The following is a 20,499-nucleotide window of genomic DNA, read 5'->3' as shown; positions in this document are numbered from 1 at the left end:
TGCGGGTAGCCCCCATGTCAGTGCTTGAAGGACGGTTACTGCGGCGGCGTCGGTGTGTCGTGTGTGCGGTACATCGCCTGGACGTCCAGCTCCAGCTGGACCATCGGGCCGACGACCGCGATGCCGCGCGCCAGCATGGAGCGCCAGTTGAGCGTGTAGTCCTCCCGGTGCAGTTCGGCCTTGGCCAGGGCGGCGCAGCGCAGTTCCTCGCCGTAGCCGCCGTTGACCATGCCGAGGTAGTTCGTGTCCAGCGACACCGACCGGCTCACGCCGTGCATGGTCAGGGTGCCCAGGAGCGACCACTTGCTGCCGCCTCGGTAGGCGAAGCGCGTGCTGGTGAAATCGATGTACGGAAACTGGTCCACGTCGAGGAAGTCGGCGGAACGCAGGTGCGTGTCACGGGTCTTGTTGCCGGTGTTGATGCTGGACGCGTCGATGCGCACATGGACGCGGGAGTCGGACATCTCCTGGGTGACCTCGATCCCGCCCTGGAAACGTTCGAAGCGGCCGTGCACATGGGCCATGCCGACGTGCTTGGCGATGAACCGGATCGCTGTGTGCGGCGGGTCGAAGAGCCAGGTTCCGGGGACGGGGAGTTCGGCCTGCCGGCCCAGTTGAAGCCAGACGCGTTGCGGGGACGGTCGGGTGTCCGCGACGACTTCGATGGTCTCGCGGTGCGGTTCCAGCCCTTCAGCCATGATCATCAGGCTGTAGTCGCCCGGTGGCAGGACGGCCATGAAGAAGCCGTACGGGTCGGTGATGCCGCGCGCCGCGACACGGTGGCTGGTGAGTTCCGTCACCGTCACCTCGGCCGAACCCAGGGCCTGGTTCACCGGGTCCAGTACCTCGCGAACGACGACCCCCGCGCCGGCCGGGACCGGAAGCGCGAGGCCTGCTGCGCCTTCGGAGGGATGGTTGAGTCGCCGCCGGAACAGTCCGAGGGGCATGGTTTCACCTTTCAGTCTTGGTGGGAGGCGGGCCGGCGGGCTGCCCGCCGGCGGGGCGGTCACAGAGGTCCCGACGGCCGATCGCCTTGGTAGGCGGCTCTCAGTACGTCCAGGACGCCTGTCGCGGTGATCGGCCGTGGGTTGGGGTACGGGTGATTGCTTGCCGCGCGTGCTGCCACGACCAGGTCGGCTTCCCTGAGGCCGAGTTCGGCCAGGGAGCGGGGTGCGCCGAGGCGGCCTGCCAGTTCCCACAGGGCATACGGGGCGTCATCGGTGCCCAGGGCTCGGCCGAGTGCCGCCATGGCCTCGGGTGCGGCGGGCGCGTTGTGGGCGAGGGCGTACGGCAGGACCACGCTGTGGGTCGCGGCGTGCGGCAGGCCGAAGGCGCCCCGAGGGCGTGGCACAGCTTGTGGTGCAGGCCCATGGTGGTCGCGCCGAGCGCGGCCCCGCAGAGCCAGGCCCCGTAGAGGGCGCGGCCGCGCGCGTCCAGGTTCCGGTGGTCGGCCGCCACTGCGGGCAGGGCTTCCGTCATGGCTCGTGCGCCCTCCTCCGCCATCAGCGACACCAGCGGCGAGGCGTCCGGCGCGTACAGGGCCTCGGCCGCGTGTGCCACCGCGTTGATGCCGCTGGTCACGGAGTTGCCCACCGGGAGGGAGAGGGTGAGCTCGGGGTCGTAGACGACACAGCGTGGCAGGACCGACGGGTCGCGGCCGGTGCGCTTGGCGCCGTGTTCGGTCAGACCCCAGACCGGGGTCATCTCCGAGCCGGCGTACGTCGACGGCACGGCGATCAGCGGCATGCCGGTGCGCAGCGCGATCACCTTGGCGAGGCCGATCGCGGAGCCGCCGCCAACGGCCACGCAGCCGTCGGCCCCGGCGGCGCGCGCCACCTCGACGGCCCGGTCGGCGGTCTCGGCGGGCACGTGCATACGCGCCTCGGCGTGCAGCCCGACACAGGAGCCGCCCAGCGCGTCCGCCACGTCCCGAGCCGTCGCCGCCCCGCGCGGGCCGCTGATCACCAACAACCGTCGTAGTCCAAGGCGTTCGGCCTCCTGCGGAGTCGCCGTGATGGAGGATCCGGGCCGCAGGACGACCCGCATGGGCTGAGCGTCGTAGGTGAACTCCCTCACGACGGCTCCGGATTGAGTACGAGGTCGAAACGCGCGAGCCGGAACGGGTTCGGAGTGCCGAACTCCTGCGCAAGGGACGGGTCGTCGGTCTCGGTGAAGTCCTGGACGAGGCTCTCCTTGACGGCGAACACGGCATCCGAGTGGAGGTGTTCGCTGCCGGCCACGAAGATGTGCGTCGTGACGGGGGTGTGTCCTTCGGCGGAGGCGATGAAGTGGATGTGGGCCGGACGGTAGGGGTGTCGGCCGGTCGCGCGCAACAGATCTCCGACGGGACCGTCCGTGGGGATCGGGTACGGGCTCGGCACGCACGTCCGGAACCAGAAGCGGCCCTCTGAGTCCGCCGTGAACAGCCCGCGCCCGTTGCCCGCAGGCTGGACATCCGGCTGCTGCACGTCGTAGTACCCCTGGTCGTTCGCCTGCCAGACGTCGAGGACCGCGCCGGGCAGCGGGGTGCCGTCCCGGGACAGCACGCGCCCGCTGACCACGCACGCCTTGCCGCTGCCGATCAGGTCGATGTTCGCGCCGAGTTCACGCACCGGGGACTCGGTCATGTGGAAGGGGCCGAGCACGGTCGACTCCGTCACGTCCCCGCGACCGTCGCTGTTGATCGTTTCGACGAGCATCGAGACGCCCAGAACATCCGACAGGAGGACGAACTCCTGCCGGGTGTCCGTGCAGGTCTGCCCGGTCGCCGTCAGGAAGTCGATCGCCTCTTCCCACTCCGCCATGGTCGGCTCGGTCTCACGCACGAAGGCGTGCAGGTGGCGGGTGAGAGCGGTGAGCAGTTCGCGCAGCCGGGGGTCGGCCGTGCCCTGGAGGCTGTCGACCACGGCCTTGGTGATGTGCGTGGTGAATTCGGTGGTCACGGATGGACCCTTCCCGTCAGACCTGTCCGAGGATCCGCCGCACCGCCTCGGTCAGCACTCGCTCGGCGTCCTCGCCGGAAGCTGCCGCCGTCGCGTGCCGGAAGGCGACGTAGCCGTCCGGGCGTACCAGCAGCGCGCCTCCGTCGGCCACCTCGCTCAGCATCGCCCAGTCCCCGTACGGGTCCTCGTACTCCTGGCCGGGGCCGATGACGACGGTGGCGATCTTCAGGTCCTGGGCTTCGGCGGCGCGCACCCAGTCCGCGCCGCCGATCCCGGTGATCAGGGTGAAGCGGCCCTTTCCGACGGTGTCGAGCGTCGACAGGGTGCGCGTGCCCGAGGTGAGCCAGGCGTGCGGGAGCTTGGCGCCGGGGCGGGAGGTGGGCTGGTGGTACAGCTCGGGGTCGCGGTCGAAGCCGGGATCGTCGGTGCCGTCGGGGACGATCGCGGTGGAGGCGTAGCGCTGGTTGAGGTCGACGCCGTGCGCGTTGAACTCGTACACCTTGAACGCGATCGCCTCACGCAGCTTCGCCCGCTGCTTCTGGGCCGCCTCGGTGTCCTCCTTGCGGGCGGCGATGTTGGCCCACAGCTGCTCGGGGGTCTGCGGGGAGAGCCCGTCGAGCGCCTCGAAGATCGGGGCGGTCTCGCCGATGGACTTGTTGGCGCGGGTGACGATCTGCCTGCCGACCGGGGCGCGTTCGGCGGTGTAGGTGTCGAGCAGCTTCGGGGAGGCCGTGCCGTCGAGGACGAGTTTGAGCTTCCAGGCCAGGTTGTAGGCGTCCTGGATGGAGGTGTTGGAGCCGAGGCCGTTGGACGGCGGGTGGCGGTGCACGGCGTCCCCGGCGCAGAAGACACGGCCGTTGGAGTACGTCTCCGCGTACATCTCGTTGACGGTCCAGGCCGAGGACGACTTGATGGTCACCGGCACGTCGTCGTCGCCGACCAGCTGGCGGACGACGGACTCCGCGTACTCGGTGGTCAGGTCGGGGGCGCCGGCGGTGACGTCGTAGCCCCACACGATCAGCCACTCGTTCCAGGGCCGGACGCAGCGCACCAGGCCCGCGCCGATACCGCCGACGGTGGCGCCCGGGGCGAGCACCCAGTAGAGGGTGGACGGCCGATGGGCGGTGTACCTGGTCAGATCCGCGTCGAAGACGATGTTGATGCTGCCGGCCACGCCCATCTGGCCGCCCATGGGCAGCGCGGCGTCCTCGGCGACCTGTGAGCGGCCGCCGTCCGCGCCGATGAGGTACCGGGCGCGGATCGTGTACTCGTCGCCGCGCAGCCGGTCCTCGACGGTGACCGTCACACCGGAGGCGTCCTGGACGAAGGACTTGTAGACCGTGCTGAAACGCAGCTGCGTGCCGCGCGCGACCGCCGCGTCGACGAGCACCGGCTCCATGAGGTGCTGGGGCATGTCACACATCCGGGTGGGACTGGCCAGCTCGTGCGCGGCCTGCACCAGGGGGTCATTGCCCCAGGAGCGCACCCGGCCGAGCTCCTCACCGGCCAGGCTGGTGCAGAAGGTCGTGTTGCCCATCAAGTGCTGAGGCGTGGCCTTCGCCACGACCTCCTGCTCCACGCCGAGGTCCCGGAGCACCTCCATGGTGCGCTGATTGGTGATGTGCGCCCGGGGCGTGTCGGCGAGGCTCGCGTAGCGGGTGACGACGATGTTCGGTACGCCGTAGGTGCTCAGGGCGAGCGCGGCGGAGGCGCCCGCCGGGCCACTGCCGACGATCAGCACATCGGTCACGACATCGGGCTCGACGGTGTGCACGGGTAACGCTCCTGGGAATGAGAACAGCGGCCGTCCTTCCAAGATCGTGTACGGGCAGGCGGGAGCGTGGGTGTCTCAATAAGAGACAGTGCGTCATAAGAGACAGTGCGTCGGCCGTCTGGTGGGGAAGACGCGGGGCAGTCGTTGCCTGTTCAACCGTCGTGGGTAGGGTGGCTGCCGTCATGGCCACCACAGAGCACTCCGCCGTCCGGCCCGCGCTCGCTTCGCTGCGCAGGGCACGCGAGCTCTTCCTCGCGGGGCGTGAACTGCCCGACGAAGTACCGCAAGAAATCGTCGCCGCGTGGAAGCGCGCCCGGTTCTTCGGTGTGCGGCACGATGTGGCAGACCCGGCCCCGGATGTGCCCCCGCATTGCGTACGAGCGCCCGAATCCCACCTGCTGGCCACCGCCCGGCCCGTCCTCGATCGCATCGCACCCACCGTCAGTACGGGCCAGGCGTCCCTTGTACTCACCGATGGGGCGTTGCGGGTGCTGTGGTCCACGGGATGCGCGCGCTACGGCCTCCGTCGCCTGGATCTCTCCGAACAGGTGGTCGGCCACAACAGCGCGGCCCTCGCACTTCGCACCCGCCGCCGCGCCGAGGTGCACGGTCCTGAGCACTTCCTCGATCTGTGGCAGGACATGTCCGCGGTCAGCGTGCCGATACGGGCGGCGGGGACCTCGAAGGTACTGGGCACGGTCACGGTGACCTCCCGCCCGTGCGTCGAGTGCGGCTCCCATCCAGCGGCTCCGCTCGCCGAGGCCGCGGCGATCGCCGTCGAGGCGGAACTCCTGTCACGCTCACGGGTTGTCGAGCGGGTTTTGCTGGACGCGTATCTACGGGCCGCACAGGAGCGGGTACGCGCGGTCGTCGCGGTCGACGGTCTCAACCGGCTCGTCAGCGAGGCCGCGGGACAGCTACTGTCGCCGGAGGGGCTGGAGGCCCTGGAGCGGAGCGCGGTCGCCCTGCTGCGGAAATCGGGCCACGGGGCGCTGTCGGAGCCGGCATCGGGCAAGTCGGGACCAGATACCGCCGAAGCCTCCGTGGTCGTCCCGCCTGTGACGTCGGGCTCTGACGGGGGAGCCGAAGCGGCGGCCGACACGGCGACTTCGACCTCGTACCGCATCCAGCTCCGGGACAGCACGGACTGTCAGGTGACCCTTAACCCGGTGTTCCATCTGGGATCGATTGTCGGAGCAGTGGCCGTGCTGGAGGAGGTGGGGCGATGTGCCGCGACTTCGGCCCTCCGCACCGGCGTGCGACTGGCCGGGCGATCGGTGCCGTGGCGACATGCGGTCGGCCGCGCGACGGAGTTGAGCAGGTCTCCCGAGCCCCTGCTCCTCATCGGGGAACGCGGCACCGGGAAGACATCACTCGCACGAGAACTGGTCGCCAACCCTTTGATCATGGATGCGGCGCAAGGCGAGTTCCGCTTGCCGATCGACGAGTTGGCCGGCGGTCAGCCGGTCTTGATCCGTCATGCCGAGCGGCTTGCACAGTCCGGCACAGCGACCCTGAATTCGCTGCTCGACGCGCATCCGGGTGCACCCCTGCTGGTCACCTACACCCCTGGCGCGCCGCCAGGTCCGTGCCTCCAACGGCTCCTGGACACCCTGGCGGCACGCTCGGTGACGCTTCCGGCGCTACGCGAACGGCCGGATGACATCAGGGAGTTGGTGCAAGACCTGACTCCAGGGCCGGCCCCGGGACGACCTCCCCTCTCCTGGTCGCTGGACGCGTTGCGCGCCTTGGAGCAGTACTCGTGGCCGGGAAACGTCACCGAACTCGCCCAGCTCGTACGGGCCGTGGCCGAGCGTCGTCGAGCGATGGGTCCTGTCCGGCGTGCCGAGTTGCCGGACCCTGTGCGCGAGGGACCGGCGCCCCGGTCACTCAGTCCGATCGAGCACGCCGAACGCTCCGCCATCCTGGACGCCCTGCGCCTCCACGGCGGCAACAAGGCTCGCACCGCGGCGGCCCTGGGCATCGCCCGCGCCACGCTCTACCGGAAGCTGCGGAGCTACCGGAGCTGAACCGATCCGAACCGCGCATGACGAACCGGACAACGAAGGGGTCGCGGCGAGCGGCATGCGCGGTATCGACGGAGGTCCCACAAACAGACGTCGGCCGGCCCGGCTCGGCCCAGGCCACCGTTTGGGTCGATGCCCTACGCCGAGGAGCAGTCGAGGCTTGCGAGGTCGACCGCGTCGGCCATGGCCTGCATGCCCTTGTCGTTGGGGTGCACGTGGTCGCCGTTGTCGAGGAAGGGGAGCATGCGCTCGGGGTCGTAGGGACTGCGCAGAGCCCGGTCGAAGTCGGCCACGGCGTCGAACTCGCCGCTGTCCCGGATGAACGCGTTGACCTCCTGCCGAACGGCCTCCCCAGCCGGATCCCACTCCGGCCAGCCCTTGAAGGGGCCGACCGTGGCGCCGACGATGCACAGGCCCCGCGCGTGCACGCGGTCGATGATCTCCCGGTACCCCGCGATCATGTCCTCGGCCGTGACGCCGGTGTGGGCCTTGATGTCGTTGACGCCCTCGAAGAGGAAGACGGTCCGGACCCCGGGGTGGGACAGGACATCGCGGTCCAGGCGGTTGAGGGCGCTCTGTCCGGCGCCGTCGGCGAGCACCTTGTTGCCGGAGATGCCCTCGTTGGCGACGCCCTCGACGGTCGTCGCGGTGGAGGTGCGCAGCCGGCGGGCGAGGTAGTCGGGCCAGCGGCGGTTCAGGTCCGTCGACGACTGCCAGCCGTCCGTGATGGAGTCGCCGAGCGTGACCACCGCGCCGACCGAGGAACGGGTCCGCACGGTGACCGCGTCGAGGTAGAACCAGGAGCCGGTCGTCCCGGTCCAGTTGGCGGCGCTCTCCTCGGCGGTGTGGTCGCCCTGGGTGAAGTACGACGTGGCCATGGCCATGCCGTGCCCGGTCCCGGGGCCCGCCGCGTCCGGGCTGTGGATGCTGACGACGAGGTTGGACTCGGCGGCCAGCCTGCCGGGCAGGGGGTCGCTGTAGACCGTCTGCCCGGCCGGGACGGTGACCGAGCGGGCGCCGTCGAAGGTCAGCCGCTTGTTGCTGCCGCGGACCAGTTCGGCACCCGACTTCTGCAGCCCGGCGTAGACGCTGTCGAAGGTCACCGGCCGGTCGCCGAAGGCGTTGGACAGCCGGATCCGCACGTTGTCGCCGCCGACGCTGGTGTGCACGACGAGCCGGTAGGCCCGGTCGGCGACGCCCTCGCCGAGCCGGTCGGCGCTGGCGCCCCAGGTGACGACGGAGTGCTTGGCCGCCGCCGACTGCCCGCTGCCGGCCGCGAGTGCCTGGCCGGACGGGACGATCAGGGCGCACACCATGGCGAGCGCCCCGCCCACCGACGCGATCCGGCGGTTCACCGGTCGAAGTCCTTCAGGGTGACGGACCCGCCGGGCTTGAGCGTGACGGTGCGGGTGCGGCTCGCGAACTCGACGGCGGTCGTACGTCCGCCCACGCTGCGGATCTTCACCGAGGTCGGCTTGCCGTCCTTCCAGCGCAGGTCGACGACAAAGCCGCCGCGCGCCCCGACGCCGGTGACGGAACCGGACTCGGCCCAGGCGCCCGGAAGCGCCGGGAGCAGCTCCAGATGGCCGGGGCGGGAGTACAGCAGCATCTCCAGCATGGCCGCGGGGGTGCCCCAGTTGGCCTCTGCCTGGAAGATGCCGCGGCCCTTCTCCACCTCGTAGATGTCGAAGAGGTTGAACGCCGTGCCGTTGCTGCCGCCGACGGACGGGCGGAGGTTGTTGACGATCAGCTGGTAGGCCTTGTCGGCGTCCTTGAGCCGGGCCCAGCACAGGCTGCGCCAGGCGTTGGCCCAGCCGAAGCTCTCCATGCCGCGTGCGGTGAGCAGCGCGGTGGCGCCGTCGACGATCTCCTTGGGGGTGGAGCCGTCGGGGCGGATGCGGTCGCCGGGGAACAGGTTGATCAGCGGTGACAGGTGCCGGTGGGTGGTCTCGCCGAGGTTGTCGGGCGACATCCACTCCTCCAGCCAGCCCGTCTTGGGGCTGACCTGCGGCAGGTACAGCTTCTTGCGCATGCCGGCGATGGTGTCCGCGTAGCGGGTGTCACGCTTCAGCTCGGCGGACGCGATGCAGAAGTAGCCGAACAGCATCCACACCAGTTCCTGGTCGTACGTGATGCCCTTGGCGTCCTGGGGGCCGTGCTCCGGCGACCAGTCGCTGTCCGCGATGAGGACCTCCCGCGAGGTCCCCGGCAGGGTCGTGGTGAGCAGCCGCGACTCCCAGAACTCCACGGCGCCCTTGAGCAGCGGGTAGATCTTCGCGAGGTGGGTGCGGGACTGGGTGAACTCGTAGTGCTCCCACAGGCTCTGGCACAGCCAGGCGTTGCCCGCGGGGTGCCACCACCAGCCGAGGCCGCCGTAGATGTTGGTGGAGAAGGCGACCGTCCATCCGGCGATCTTGCCGCTGGAGTTGCGGAAACGGTTGCGCGGGTCGTTGAAGTGCTTCTGGGTGAGCTCGGTCCAGGACGGGAGCTGGTCGAGACAGTAGTCGGTGAAGGCGTCGAAGCACTGGGAGAGGCCGGCCCGGTCGGTCATCCAGTAGTTCATCTGGATGTTGACGTCGGTGTGGTAGTCGCCCATCCAGTCCGGATCGTTGCCGTCGAGCCACACGCCCTGAAGGTTCAGGGGCAGGCTGTCGCGGGAGCCGCAGATCGTGAGGTAGCGGCCGAACTGCAGGTAGGCGACTTCCAGTTCGGGATCGGGTACGTCGTCGCGGTCGCGCGCGTGCAGGCGCTCCCAGGTGTCGAGTGCGCGCTGTTCGGCCGAGGACGTGCCGAGCGAGAGGTCCATCTGCCCGTAGAGCTTGCGGTAGTCGGCGATGTGGGTGCGGCGCAGGGAGTCGGCCGATTCCGAGAGGGCGTCGCGGACCTTCGTACGGGCGAGTTTCTCGGGGTCGAGGGAGGGGTTGCGGTAGTTCTTCTCGACGTCGGGTGCGTAGTTGGTGCCGGCGCTGACGACGACGGTGAGTTCCTTGCAGCCGGAGAAGTCGATGCGGGTGCCGTTGACGGTGACCTTGCCGCCGTTGCCGCGGGCCTTGACGGCGGCGCCGTAGCGCAGGCCGTTGGCGAGGGTGGCGCCGAACGACTCGGCGGCGGTGATGGTCTCGCCGTGGGTGCCGGTGAGGCTGATCGAGCCGGTGTAGCGGCCGCCGCCGCTCTGGGTGAAGTGCAGGACGATCACGTCGTCGGGGTGGCTCGCGTACATCTCGCGCCGGTAGGTGACGCCGGAGCGGACGTAGGAGCTGGTGACCAGGGACTGGGCGAGGTCGAGGGTGCGGCGGTAGCCGTTGACAGCGCCGAGGTCGTGGTCGGGGATGTCGATGGCGAGCTTGGCGAGCAGCGTGAAGGAACCGAAGTCGGCGCGGCCGTAGGGGAACTGGCCGTCGTTGTCGAGGGTGCCGTTGAGACCGCCGGTCCACATCGTGAGGTCGGTGATCATCAGCAGTTCGCGGCCGGGGTCGTTGCTCGCGAGCGCTCCGAGGCGGCCGTTGCCGATCGGGAGTCCCTGTTCGATGAGCGAGCCCTCGTCGCCGGGGGCCTGCCACCACAGCTGCTGCCTGGCGGCGTCGGCGGGCAGCACGGCGTCCTCGGCGGGGCGGGCGGGAGCGGCGGAGGCGGTGAAGGCGGGCAGCGTGGCGAGGGCCGCCGTGAGACCGGCGGTGCCGGCGAGGGAGAGGACGGTTCTTCTGCTCGGGTCGTTCGGGGTGGTGTTCATTGCGGCTCCGGATGCGTCTGGGGCGGGGGCCCGGCCCGGTGCGGGGCCGGGCCCCCGGCGGGGAGGACGGAAGGAGATCGGAAGGGCTACTTCTGTACGTCGATCCGGTCGATGTCCGGCGCGTAGCCGGTCCCGCTGTCGAACGTGATCGTGTTGGCCCCGGCCTTCAGCTTCACCGGCACGTAGACGCTGTTCGTCGTCCCCCAGTCGCCCGTGGACGCGAACTTGTGCGAGGTGCCACCGCCGCCGTTGGCCGAGACGGCGATGGAGCGGGGGTCACCGCTGACATAGGCGACCCTGACCTGGTAGGTGCCGGCCTTGGCGACCGTGATGTCGTTGAAGGTCAGCTTGCCGCCGGTGTAGAGGTTGCCGACCTTCTTGCCGCCCGAGCAGGCGGAGCAGTCGGCGACGGAGGCATTGCCGCTCAGCGTGTTGGTGTCGGCCTCGGCCTCGTAGCCGGTCCACTTCAGGGCCGTGCCGCGCGGGGTGACGGTGAACAGCCGGGAGCCGTGCGCGGGCAGCGCCTGGGTGATCTTGTCCGTGTAGGAGCCGAGGTTCTCCTTGTTCCAGTTGTCGCGCACCGAGGCCTTGCCCGTGAAGCCGAGGGTCGACCAGTTCGCGGTGACCGAGGCGGGCGCGTCGGCGAGGTTGAACAGCGCGACGGTGTAGGTGCCGTTGGGGTTCTTCGCCGCCCACACCTGCTGCGGGTTGGCGGAGGTGACCGGCTCGGCGGGCCTGGTGTTGTCCTGCTGGTTGATCGCGATGACCTCGCGGTTGGTCAGCAGCGACAGGCCGTAGGAGTCGAGCTCGGTGAGGTCGTCGCCGGTGAACAGCGGGGACTTGGCGATCGCCCACAGGGTGGCGTAGCTCTGCCGCTCGGCCTTGGTCAGGCCGTCCATCTCACCGTTGCCGACGTTGAGGGAGTCGAGGTCGTTCCAGCCGCCGGGGCCGGCGTGGTCGGTCCAGGCCGGGGCGTCGTCCCAGCGGTCGTCGACCGAGTTCTCCCAGGTGACCAGGGTGTTGCAGTAGCACTCGACGTCGGTGTCTATGCGCCAGCCGTTGGAGTACTTCTTCCAGTCCTCGACGTGGCTGTAGGCGAGCGACCAGGACAGCTCCAGGTGGATCGGGCGGCCCGCGGTGGCGATGGCCTTCTGCCAGGCGGCCACGTCGGCGACGTTGTTGTAGTTGTCGCCGCTCTTGAAGGAGCCGGGGCCGACGCCGTCGAGCTTCAGGAAGTCGTAGCCCCAGTCGGCGAACATCTGCGCCTGGGAGTCGATGTACTTCTGGGCGCAGGGATCAGAGAAGTCGATCTTGTAGGCGCTGTCCCAGCCGTTGGTGGTGCGCAGGTCGTCGTAGACGATGTCGGCGGTGGTACAGCCCTCGGCGTTCCAGATCGGGTTCTTGCCGTCGTTGTACGCCCCCTTCTCCAGGCCGACCGGCAGGTAGATGCCGGCCTTGAGGCCCTTGGCGTGGATGCGGTCGGCGACGGCCTTCATGCCGCTGGGGAAGCGCTCCGGGTCGGCCTTCTGCCGGCCGTACTGGTCGAACTGCGACTTCCAGGACCAGTCCATCCACCAGCCGGCGTCGATGTTGATGTACTCGTAGCCGTACTTCTTCAGCTTGGCCGCCATGGCGTCGGTCTGCTTGATGACGTTCGCCTCGGACAGGTAGCTGTAGTCGCCCTTCGGGTTGAGGCCCGGGTACTTCGACGACTGCATGGTCCAACTGGTCCAGCCCATATAGGGCTTGGCGGCCACGGGGGTGGTCGTGGCGGCCGGGGACGCGGTGGGCTCGGCCTGCGCGGCGGGGACGGCCGTCGCGAGTCCCGCGGTGAGGGCCAGGACGACGACTGTTCTCAACCGTCGTCCGGGCAGGACGGAGTACGAGGATGACCGCATGGGTCGTGCCTCCTGTTGTTCGGTGCGGCGAGGGATACGAGGGCGGCTCAGCCCTTGCTCGAGCCGATGGTGAGCCCGCTGATGAACTGGCGCTGGAGCGCGAAGTAGACCAGCAGCGTGGGGATCGCGGTCATCAGGGCGCCGGCCGCGATCAGGTTGGGGTTGGTGAAGTAGGCGCCCTGGAGGTTGGCGAGCGCGGAGGTGATGGGCCGCTTGTCGCCGGTGTCGACGAGGGTGAGCGGCCAGAAGAAGTCGTTGTAGATCCAGATGGACTCCAGCGTGGCCAGCGCGGCGAAGGCCGGCCGGCACAGCGGCAGGATGATCTGGAAGAACTGCCGCCACACCGGGGCGCCGTCGACCTGCGCGGCCTCGGTGATCTCCTTCGGGATCGTCTTCATGTAGTTGCTGAGGACGAAGGTGCAGAAGCCGCACTGGTACGCGATGTGGATCGCGATGAGGCCCCACATCGAGTCGTACAGCAGCATCGAGTCGCTCATCCACCACGGCAGCGGGATCAGCAGATACAGCCGGTACAGCGGGGTGATGAGCACCTGGGCGGGCAGCAGGTTGCCTGCGGTGAACAGCATCAGCAGGGCGAGGTTGAAGCGGAAGTCGAAGCGGGAGACGAAGAACGCGACGGCCGCGGAGAACAGCAGGGTGCCGAGCACCGCGGGGACGGTGATGAGGACCGAGTTCCAGAAGAAGTGCGGCATGCCGGACTGGGTCCAGGCGTCGGTGAAGTTGTCCAGGCCGAAGCTGCGCGGCAGGGAGAAGTAGCCGTTGCTCGCGGTGTCCTCGTACGACCTGAGCGAGGTGTACACGGCCCACAGCAGCGGGACGAGCCACAGCAGGGCGATACCGCCGAGCAGCACGTGCCGTCCGATGGTGCTCGGCGGGCGCTTCGGTCCGCTCTTCGGCGGCCGGCGGCGTCCGGTCCCGGTGCGGGAGGCGGGCCGCTCGACGGTGGTGGTCACCGGTCCTCCTTCCGGAAGGTCTGCACGAGGAAGGTGCCGATCGCGGCGAGCGACACGAGCAGCAGGATCACGGCGAGGGCGGAGCCGTAGCCGATGTGGCCGGCCTCGCCGACGATGTTGTCGGTGATCAGCAGGGAGAGCAGTTCCATGCCCGGTTTGCTGCCGGTCCCGCCGCCGAGGACGTAGACGATGTCGAAGGCGCGCAGCGACTCCATCACCGTGACGACGAGGATGATGACGTTGACCGGCTTCAGCGCGGGGAAGATCACCTTGAGGAAGGTCTGGCGACCGCCTGCGCCGTCGAGGGCGGCGGCCTCCCGCAGGGCCGGGTCGACGCTCTTCAGCCCCGCCAGGTAGAGGATCATGATGTAGCCGGTGTGCCGCCAGGCCGAGGCGATGAGTACGGCCCACAGGTTCAGGTCGGGGTTGCCGAGCCAGTCGATGTGGCCACCGGCCCCGGCGGCACCGAGGACGCTGTTGAGCAGCCCGGTGTCGGGGTTGTAGATGATCTCCCAGATGAAGCCGACCACGGCCAGGGACAGCACCATCGGCAGAAAGATCGCGGTCTGGTAGACCCTGGTGAACCGGATCTTCCTGTCGAGCTGGTACGCCAGGAAGATCCCGAACGGCGTCGGCAGCAGTGCCGTGAACAGCAGCCAGATCACGTTGTGCTGGACGGCCGGCCAGAACGGCGGGTAGTTGGTGAAGATCTGGGCGTAGTTCTCCAGGCCCGTCCAGTGGATGTCGGACAGGTCGATGCCGTCCCAGGTGGTGAACGACAGGGCGATCGAGGCGAGGGCGGGCAGCCAGACGAAGACGAGCAGGGCGAGCAGCGGCAGTCCGATGACGAGCGTCAGGAAGAGACGGTCGCCCCGGCTCAGCCGTCCGGGGGAGGTCGCGGAGGACACGGTGCGCAGGCCTTTCCGGTCCCGGTCAGGACCTTTCCGGTCCCGGTCAGGAGGTGAAGAAGCGTGAGCGCTGGGACTCGATCTTCTTGAGGGTCGCGGTGCCGTCGTCGGGGTGGCCGAGCCACTCGACCAGGCCGGGCAGGACGACGGTGGAGATGAAGCCGGGGTCGCTGTCCCGGTCGGCGAACTGGCTGATGTGCTTGGCGGAGCCGATGAGTTCGGCCGACTTGGTCTGCAGGGCGTTGTACGAGTCGGTCTTCGCCTGGTCGTTGGCGGCGAGGTTGCTCGGGTCCACGCCCATGTACAGCTCCTCGGCCCGGGCGCCGCCCAGGAACTCCAGGAACTTCTTCGCGCCGTCCTCGTTCTTCGGCTTCCGGCTCAGCATGAAGCCGTCGGTGGGCGCCTCGACGGCGTCCAGGCCGTGGGCACTGTCGATCTCGGGGAAGGGGAAGAAGTCGATGTCCTCGCGTATCGCCTCGTCGGTGATCTGCTGGCCGATGAACAGGCCGATGACCGCCATGCCCGACTTCTTGTCGATGAGCGACTGGGCGGCGTCCTGCCAGGACCGGCCGCCGCCGCCCGTCTGGTAGTAGGGGGTCAGCTCGCGCCACAGGTCGAGGACGCGCACGGCGCGCTTGTCGGTCCAGGCGACCTCGCCGCGCATGAGCTGCATGTGGAAGTCGTAGCCGTTGGCGCGCAGGTCGAGATAGTCGAAGGCGCCGAGGACGGACCAGCTGTCACCGCCGCCGTAGCCCGCGGTGACCGGGGAGAGTCCGTCCTTCTTCATGCGCTTGGCGAGCGCGATGAAGTCGTCCCACGTGGCGGGGACTTCGTACCCGCGGTCCTGGAAGAGGCTCTTACGGTAGAACACCGCCCAGGGGTAGTTGTAGAGCGGGACGAAGTAGTACTTGCCGTCCTCACCGCGCGAGAGCTGCTTGGCCGCTTCGCTGAAGCCGCCGCCGATGACGTCCCAGACGTCGTCGACGGGACTCGCGAGCCCCTTCTTCGCGAAGTACTGCATGCGGTAGCCCGCGAACCAGGTGAACACGTCGTCCGGGGTGCCCTGGAGATAGCTGGTGATGCTCGTCTGGAAGGTGTCGTGGTCGACCGTGTTGGTCTTCACCGTCAGGCCGGAGTCCTCGGTGAACGCCTTGGTCACGGCCGCGTACGCCTTCTTGGGCGTGGCGTCGGCGCCGTTGGAGCCGAACGTGACCGTCTTGGGGTCGCCCCCCGGGCCCCCGCCGCAGGCGGTGAGGACGGGAGCGGCCAGGGCCGCCGCGGACAGGCCGAACAGTCCGCCGACCACTCGGCGCCGGCCGGGGCTCCGCGCAGCCAGGGGGAAGCTGCTGTGCTGCGTCATTCGTCGCTCCTCGTGCTCGTGCGTCGCTAGGCGCGCGCGGCAGCGCCGTTGGTGCGCTGCTGGTGGGTGTCGGATCTGATGAAGCTCTGGATCGCGGTGGCGGCTGCCCCGCGGGCCCACTCCTCGAAGGGCAGCGGGCGGGTCTGCACGTCGCACTGCGCGGCGGAGCCGAACGCGTACGCGGCGAAGGTGTCGCGGATCTGCTCGGCGAACAGGTCGTAGGCGGCCAGGCCCTCCCCGGAGATGATCACTCGCTCGGGCCCGAACAGATTGGCGACGGTGGCGATGCCGCGGCCGATCGCCTCGCCGGCGGCGGCATAGACCTCCCGTACTCCCGGGTGTCCCCGGTGGGCGAGGTCCACGGCGTGGGCGGTGTCGGTGACCGCGGCCCCCGTCGTCTCGGTGATACGGGCGAGGATGGCCTGGTCGGCCGCGATCGCCTCCACACAGCCCCGGTTGCCGCACCGGCACATCGGGCCGGCCGGATCGATGGCGACATGCCCGATCTCGCCGGCCACCCCGTGCGCCCCGGCGACAACCCGCCCGTGGACCACGAGTCCGCAGCCGATGCCCGCGCCGACGGTGACCAGCGCGAAGTCGGACAGCCCCACACCGGCGCCGAACCACTGCTCGGCGACCGTCAGGGCCCGCACGTCGTTCTCCACGGTGACCGGCAACCCGGTGGTCGTGTTGGCGAGTTCGCCGAGCGCCACGTCGCGCCACTCAAGGAACGGCGAGTAGCGGACGATGCCTTCGGCGCGGTCCACGTCGCCGGAGACGGCGAGGCCGAGACCGAGTACCGGGACACCGAAGCCCTCGGCCTCGGTGAGCAGTTCCCGCACGAGTTCCGTCAGCGCGGCGAGTACCGCTGCCGGGGCCGGGTCCGTCAGCGGCAGGTGCCGGGCCACGCGGATGCGGCAGCACAGGTCGGTGAGCACACCGATGAGTTCGTCCCCGGTCGCCTTGACGCCGATGAACAGCGCACGGCCTCCGTCGACCCGCACCGGATTGGCCGGCCGCCCCAGGGCGCGGCGGGCGTCGTCGGTGTCCTCCACGAGATACCCGGCCTCGATCAGCGGCCGTACCGCCTTGGTCACCGCCGCGGCGGACAGCCCGGTGCGCTCGGCCACCGCGGAACGGGTCAGGGGGCCGTGCGAGAGCACCGTGGTGAAGACCTGAGCGACGGCGGGCGTCTGCGCCGGGAAGGCCTCAGGAGGGGAAGTCGCCTGCATGGCCGGGAACTTAGGGCCCTTATTTTCCGGTGTCAATGAAAGAAGCAGAAACTCGTGAAACCGTGGTGATGCATGCCTGAGGCTTTCAAACTGGCTGCCGTGCACAGCCGTTGACAGCTGATCGAAGGTCGCGTTGGCTGAGGGCCAGCATCTTCCCCGCTTGGACGTGAGGCCACATGCCGCTGATCTCCCATTCCCCCGAGGCCGGGGTCTGGCTGCTCACCACCCCGCGCACGTCGTACGCCCTGCGCATCGACGAGACCGGTGCTCCCGGCCATGTCGCGTGGGGACCCGGACTGTCCCTGGCGGAGGCGCTGGAGCTCGCCGTTCCGCTGGGGGAGGCGCACAGCAGTTTCGAGGGGCGACGTGCGGTCGGCGAGGAGCTGCCGGCGGACGACGGACTTCACTACGGGCCGCCGTCGCTCCAGGTGCGCCACGCCGACGGCACCCGCGGGTTCGAGTGGTGCCTGGAGGGGCACGAGGTGCTCCGGCCGTCACCCGGCGCCGAGGAACTCGTCCTGCGGTTCCGCGACCGTCTGTACCCGCTCCAGGTGGCGCTGCACTACCGGGTACGCGAGGACACCGACGTCATCGAGCGCCGGACCGTGCTGCGCAACGCGGGCGGCGACCACATCGACCTGCTGCGCGCCGACTCCGCCGCCTGGACGCTCCCGCCGCTGCCCGGGTACCGGCTCAGCCATGTCACCGGCCAGTGGTCGGCGGAGACCCAACTGCGCCGCGAGCCGCTGCCGTACGGGGAGACCGTGCTGACCGGCCGCCGCGGCATCACCGGTCATCACGCCAACCCATGGGTCATGGTGGACGCCGGCGAGGCCGACGAGGAACACGGCCGGGTCTGGAGTGCGGCGCTGGCCTGGAGCGGCAGCTGGCGCGTCACGGTGCAGCGCACACCCGACGGACTGGCCGGTCTCACCACCGGCGTCGGACACGAGGGCACGGTCCTGCCGCTCGGTCCCGGCGAGGAGTTCGAGACGCCGGTGTGCGCCGGGCTGTTCACCGACGGCGGGTTCGGTGCCACGACCCGGGCCTGGCACGCGTACATACGCGCCCATGTGCTGCCACGGGCCGACGAGTTGGCGCCCGTGCTCTACAACTCCTGGGAGGCGACGGGCTTCGACGTCGCCGAGGACGGCCAGAAGATGCTGGCCAAGCGGGCCGCCGCCCTCGGCGTGGAACTGTTCGTCGTCGACGACGGCTGGTTCGGCGCCCGCCGCAGCGACCGCGCGGGCCTCGGCGACTGGACGCCGGCCCGCGACCGGTTCCCCCACGGACTCGGCCCGTTGGCCGACCATGTGCACGGGCTCGGCATGCGGTTCGGGCTCTGGGTCGAGCCGGAGATGGTCAATCCGGACAGCGATCTGTACCGCGAACACCCCGACTGGGTGCTGCACCTGCCCGGCCGGCCACGCACCGAGATGCGCAACCAGCTCGTCCTCGACTTCTCCCGCCAGGAGATCGCGGACTGGGCGTACGACTGGCTCACCCGGCTGGTCGCCGACCACGGCGTCGACTTCCTGAAGTGGGACATGAACCGCGCCTTCGGCGAGGCGGGCCGGCCCGGGGAGCCGGGCGGCGGCGACGCGCTGTGGACGCGGTACGTGACGAACCTTTACGGCGTCCTGGACCGGCTGCGCGCCGACCATCCGCGGCTGCGCATCGAGACGTGCAGCGGCGGTGGCGGCCGGGTCGACCTGGGCATCCTCGCCCGCACCGACCAGGCGTGGACGTCCGACAACACCGATGCCGAGGACCGGCTGGCGATCCAGCACGGCTTCGCGCAGATCTACCCGGCGTGCTCGATGTCCGCGTGGGTGACGGACGTGCCGAACCAGCTCACCGGCCGTTCCGTACCGTTGTCGTTCCGCTTCCACGTGGCGATGTCCGGCCTGCTCGGCATCGGCGGCGACCTCTCCCGCTGGACGGAGGAGGAGGTCACCGAGGCCGCCGAGCTGGTGGCCACGTACAAGCGCGTACGTCATCTGGTCCAGCGGGGCGTTCTCCACCGGCTGCGCGGGCCGGCGGGGGAGGGGCCGACCGTCGTGCAGTACGTCGCCGAGGACGCCGACGAGGTGCTGGTCCTGGCATGGCAGCGCGGACCACGCCACGGTGCCCCGCGCCAACCGGTGCGCCTGCGCGGCCTGCCCCCGGGCGCCCGCTACCGCGACACCCGCACCGGAACGGTCCACCACGCGACGGTTCTCACCGACTACGGCCTGCACTTGAACCTGCCGCTCGGCGACTGGGCCAGCAAGGCGCTGCACCTGGTGCGCCTCACGCCGCATGGCGAGGGCAGGTGAGGTTCCGTACTCGTCCAAGTCCACCGGGTTCGTTTTCTATATGATCCTGCATTGCGTAGACAGTTCAGGTTGCTGGGATCGCAATCCGGGATCTCCCCGCCCATTCCGGCAAGTTGAGACATGCAGACCGGTTGTTGAGGCGCTTCGCCGATCCCGTCCCGTACGGCCCTTGACGCGGGTCGAGGCGCTCCCCGAGCATCACGGCAGAGAAATCCTATTTGATTTGAGTGGGGCATCACCATGAGCCGTCGCAGAACCGCCATGACCGCCGCCATCACCCTCGTACTCCTGGCCGCCGCTTCGTCGGCCTGCACCATCAAGAACTCGGACGAGCCGGTCGCCGCCGGCGCCGCCTCCGGAAAGGCCGGCGGCGGGACGGCCGAGCTGACCGACGGCTCCGGGACCAAGGTCGCGCTCGTCCCGGGCGGCGCCCACCCCTACTTCCAGCCCTGGAAGACGGCCGGGCAGCAGGCCGAGAAGACGCTCGGACTGGGCGACGTCACCTTCGACGAGACCGCCGAGTGGGACCAGCAGAAACAGAACAACCTGCTCTCGACGCTCGCCGCCCGCGGCTACAACGCCTTCGGCATCTTCGGGGTCTCCCCGACCGACATCAACACCACCTTCAGCGACCTCAAGTCCCAGGGCTTCGCCGTCGCGTCCTTGGCCTCCTGCCCGGCCGGCGGCGAGAACGCGGCGGACTTCTGCCTCTCCACGGACGTCGAACTCGCCGCGTACAAGGCCGCGAAGGCCGCCATCGAAGCCATGGGCGGCAAGGGCGCCCTCGTCCACCTGACCGGCAACAACGTCGACGCCAACACCCAACTGCGCAAGCGGGGAGTGGAGAAGGCGGTTGACGAGACCGGCGGCCAGGTCACCCTGCTGCAGACCATCACCGACATCGACAAGGACCTCCAGACCGCGCAGAAGGCCGTGTCCGACCTGCTCGCCGCCAAGGGCGCCCGGATCGCGGGCATCGTCTCCACCGCCTACAACCCGGCCGTCGCCGCCGCCGAGGCCGTGCGGGAGTCAGGCTCCAAGGCCAAGGTCGTGGCCATCGACGACGACGCCAAGATCCTCTCCTCGATCGAGAACGGCTCCGTCAGCGCCACCGTCGTGCAGAATCCGGTCGGCCAGGCGGAGATCGGGGCCTGGGTGCTCGCCCTGCTGCAGACCAAGCAGTGCACCATGAAGGAGCCCGGCAAGATCGTCGACTCCGGCTCCTTCGTCGTCACGAAGGGCAACGTCTCCGACTACGACGACGCGCGCAAGGCCAAGACCGCCGAGCTGAAGAGGCAGTTCGCCGACGAGTTCCTCGCCTGCGGGTGAACGCCCG

Annotated in this window: 13 protein-coding genes and 1 pseudogene; 3 read left to right on the top strand and 11 right to left on the bottom strand. The window is 69.7% G+C overall.

Going from position 1 to position 20,499, the window contains the following annotated elements; all coding sequences use genetic code 11:
• Positions 1-35 precede the first annotated feature (35 nt).
• The 4 genes and pseudogenes from I2W78_RS36000 to I2W78_RS35985 form a co-directional block, all read right to left on the bottom strand.
• Positions 36-947, bottom strand: a complete 912-nt coding sequence (locus I2W78_RS36000; RefSeq protein WP_196464943.1) for a YceI family protein — start codon at positions 945-947, stop codon at positions 36-38.
• Positions 948-1,006: 59 nt separating this feature from the next.
• A pseudogene (locus tag I2W78_RS35995) lies at positions 1,007-2,046 on the bottom strand (maleylacetate reductase).
• Between the two features lie 26 nt (positions 2,047-2,072).
• Complete coding sequence (locus I2W78_RS35990) at positions 2,073-2,942, bottom strand: dioxygenase family protein (RefSeq protein ID WP_196464942.1); 870 nt, start codon at positions 2,940-2,942, stop codon at positions 2,073-2,075.
• Between the two features lie 16 nt (positions 2,943-2,958).
• Complete coding sequence (locus I2W78_RS35985; RefSeq protein WP_196464941.1) at positions 2,959-4,716, bottom strand: FAD-dependent oxidoreductase; 1,758 nt, start codon at positions 4,714-4,716, stop codon at positions 2,959-2,961.
• A 182-nt stretch (positions 4,717-4,898) separates the two neighbouring features.
• On the opposite strand from I2W78_RS35985, the gene I2W78_RS35980 reads away from it, so the two are divergent.
• Positions 4,899-6,746, top strand: a complete 1,848-nt coding sequence (locus tag I2W78_RS35980; RefSeq protein WP_196464940.1) for a helix-turn-helix domain-containing protein — start codon at positions 4,899-4,901, stop codon at positions 6,744-6,746.
• 134 nt (positions 6,747-6,880) lie between these two features.
• Here I2W78_RS35980 and I2W78_RS35975 read toward each other — a convergent pair whose 3' ends face one another.
• The 7 genes from I2W78_RS35975 to I2W78_RS35945 form a co-directional block, all read right to left on the bottom strand.
• Entirely contained in the window at positions 6,881-8,059 is a 1,179-nt protein-coding gene (locus tag I2W78_RS35975) for an SGNH/GDSL hydrolase family protein (protein ID WP_196465209.1), read from the bottom strand.
• A 35-nt stretch (positions 8,060-8,094) separates the two neighbouring features.
• Entirely contained in the window at positions 8,095-10,473 is a 2,379-nt protein-coding gene (locus I2W78_RS35970) for a glycosyl hydrolase family 95 catalytic domain-containing protein (RefSeq protein WP_196464939.1), read from the bottom strand.
• Positions 10,474-10,559: 86 nt separating this feature from the next.
• Positions 10,560-12,371, bottom strand: coding sequence for an alpha-galactosidase D (locus I2W78_RS35965; RefSeq protein ID WP_196464938.1), 1,812 nt, complete (start codon positions 12,369-12,371; stop codon positions 10,560-10,562).
• 47 nt (positions 12,372-12,418) lie between these two features.
• The gene (locus tag I2W78_RS35960) at positions 12,419-13,345 is read right to left on the bottom strand and encodes a carbohydrate ABC transporter permease (protein ID WP_374222745.1); all 927 of its coding nucleotides are present in this window, start codon (positions 13,343-13,345) and stop codon (positions 12,419-12,421) included.
• Positions 13,342-14,253: a carbohydrate ABC transporter permease gene (locus I2W78_RS35955; RefSeq protein WP_307784016.1), complete on the bottom strand. Its 912-nt coding sequence runs from the start codon at positions 14,251-14,253 to the stop codon at positions 13,342-13,344. The genes I2W78_RS35960 and I2W78_RS35955 overlap by 4 nt, the downstream gene beginning before the upstream one ends.
• A 46-nt stretch (positions 14,254-14,299) precedes the next feature.
• Positions 14,300-15,613, bottom strand: coding sequence for an ABC transporter substrate-binding protein (locus I2W78_RS35950; RefSeq protein WP_196464937.1), 1,314 nt, complete (start codon positions 15,611-15,613; stop codon positions 14,300-14,302).
• 26 nt (positions 15,614-15,639) lie between these two features.
• A complete protein-coding gene (locus tag I2W78_RS35945; protein WP_196464936.1) occupies positions 15,640-16,845 on the bottom strand; it encodes an ROK family transcriptional regulator in 1,206 nt (401 codons plus the stop codon).
• Between the two features lie 176 nt (positions 16,846-17,021).
• Here I2W78_RS35945 and I2W78_RS35940 point away from each other — a divergent pair, with 176 nt between their 5' ends.
• The gene (locus I2W78_RS35940; protein WP_196464935.1) at positions 17,022-19,163 is read left to right on the top strand and encodes an alpha-galactosidase; all 2,142 of its coding nucleotides are present in this window, start codon (positions 17,022-17,024) and stop codon (positions 19,161-19,163) included.
• A gap of 240 nt (positions 19,164-19,403) precedes the next feature.
• Positions 19,404-20,492 (top strand): substrate-binding domain-containing protein, encoded by a 1,089-nt coding sequence (locus tag I2W78_RS35935; protein ID WP_196464934.1) that lies wholly within the window; start codon positions 19,404-19,406, stop codon positions 20,490-20,492.
• The last annotated feature ends 7 nt before the right edge of the window (positions 20,493-20,499 follow it).

The organism is Streptomyces spinoverrucosus (genome assembly GCF_015712165.1).
Taxonomy (GTDB): domain Bacteria; phylum Actinomycetota; class Actinomycetes; order Streptomycetales; family Streptomycetaceae; genus Streptomyces; species Streptomyces spinoverrucosus_A.
The sequence above is the reverse complement of the archived record's forward strand: the minus strand, read 5'-3'. Positions and strand labels throughout refer to the sequence as shown.

What these genes read in the sequence shown, in the direction of transcription:
- I2W78_RS35945 (WP_196464936.1), bottom strand. Translation starts at nt 16,845, where the DNA reads ATGCAGGCGACTTCCCCTCCTGAGGCCTTCCCGGCGCAGACGCCCGCC.
- I2W78_RS35940 (WP_196464935.1), top strand. Translation starts at nt 17,022, where the DNA reads ATGCCGCTGATCTCCCATTCCCCCGAGGCCGGGGTCTGGCTGCTCACC.
- I2W78_RS36000 (WP_196464943.1), bottom strand. Translation starts at nt 947, where the DNA reads ATGCCCCTCGGACTGTTCCGGCGGCGACTCAACCATCCCTCCGAAGGC.
- I2W78_RS35965 (WP_196464938.1), bottom strand. Translation starts at nt 12,371, where the DNA reads ATGCGGTCATCCTCGTACTCCGTCCTGCCCGGACGACGGTTGAGAACA.
- I2W78_RS35935 (WP_196464934.1), top strand. Translation starts at nt 19,404, where the DNA reads ATGAGCCGTCGCAGAACCGCCATGACCGCCGCCATCACCCTCGTACTC.
- I2W78_RS35950 (WP_196464937.1), bottom strand. Translation starts at nt 15,613, where the DNA reads ATGACGCAGCACAGCAGCTTCCCCCTGGCTGCGCGGAGCCCCGGCCGG.
- I2W78_RS35975 (WP_196465209.1), bottom strand. Translation starts at nt 8,059, where the DNA reads ATGGTGTGCGCCCTGATCGTCCCGTCCGGCCAGGCACTCGCGGCCGGC.
- I2W78_RS35980 (WP_196464940.1), top strand. Translation starts at nt 4,899, where the DNA reads ATGGCCACCACAGAGCACTCCGCCGTCCGGCCCGCGCTCGCTTCGCTG.
- I2W78_RS35970 (WP_196464939.1), bottom strand. Translation starts at nt 10,473, where the DNA reads ATGAACACCACCCCGAACGACCCGAGCAGAAGAACCGTCCTCTCCCTC.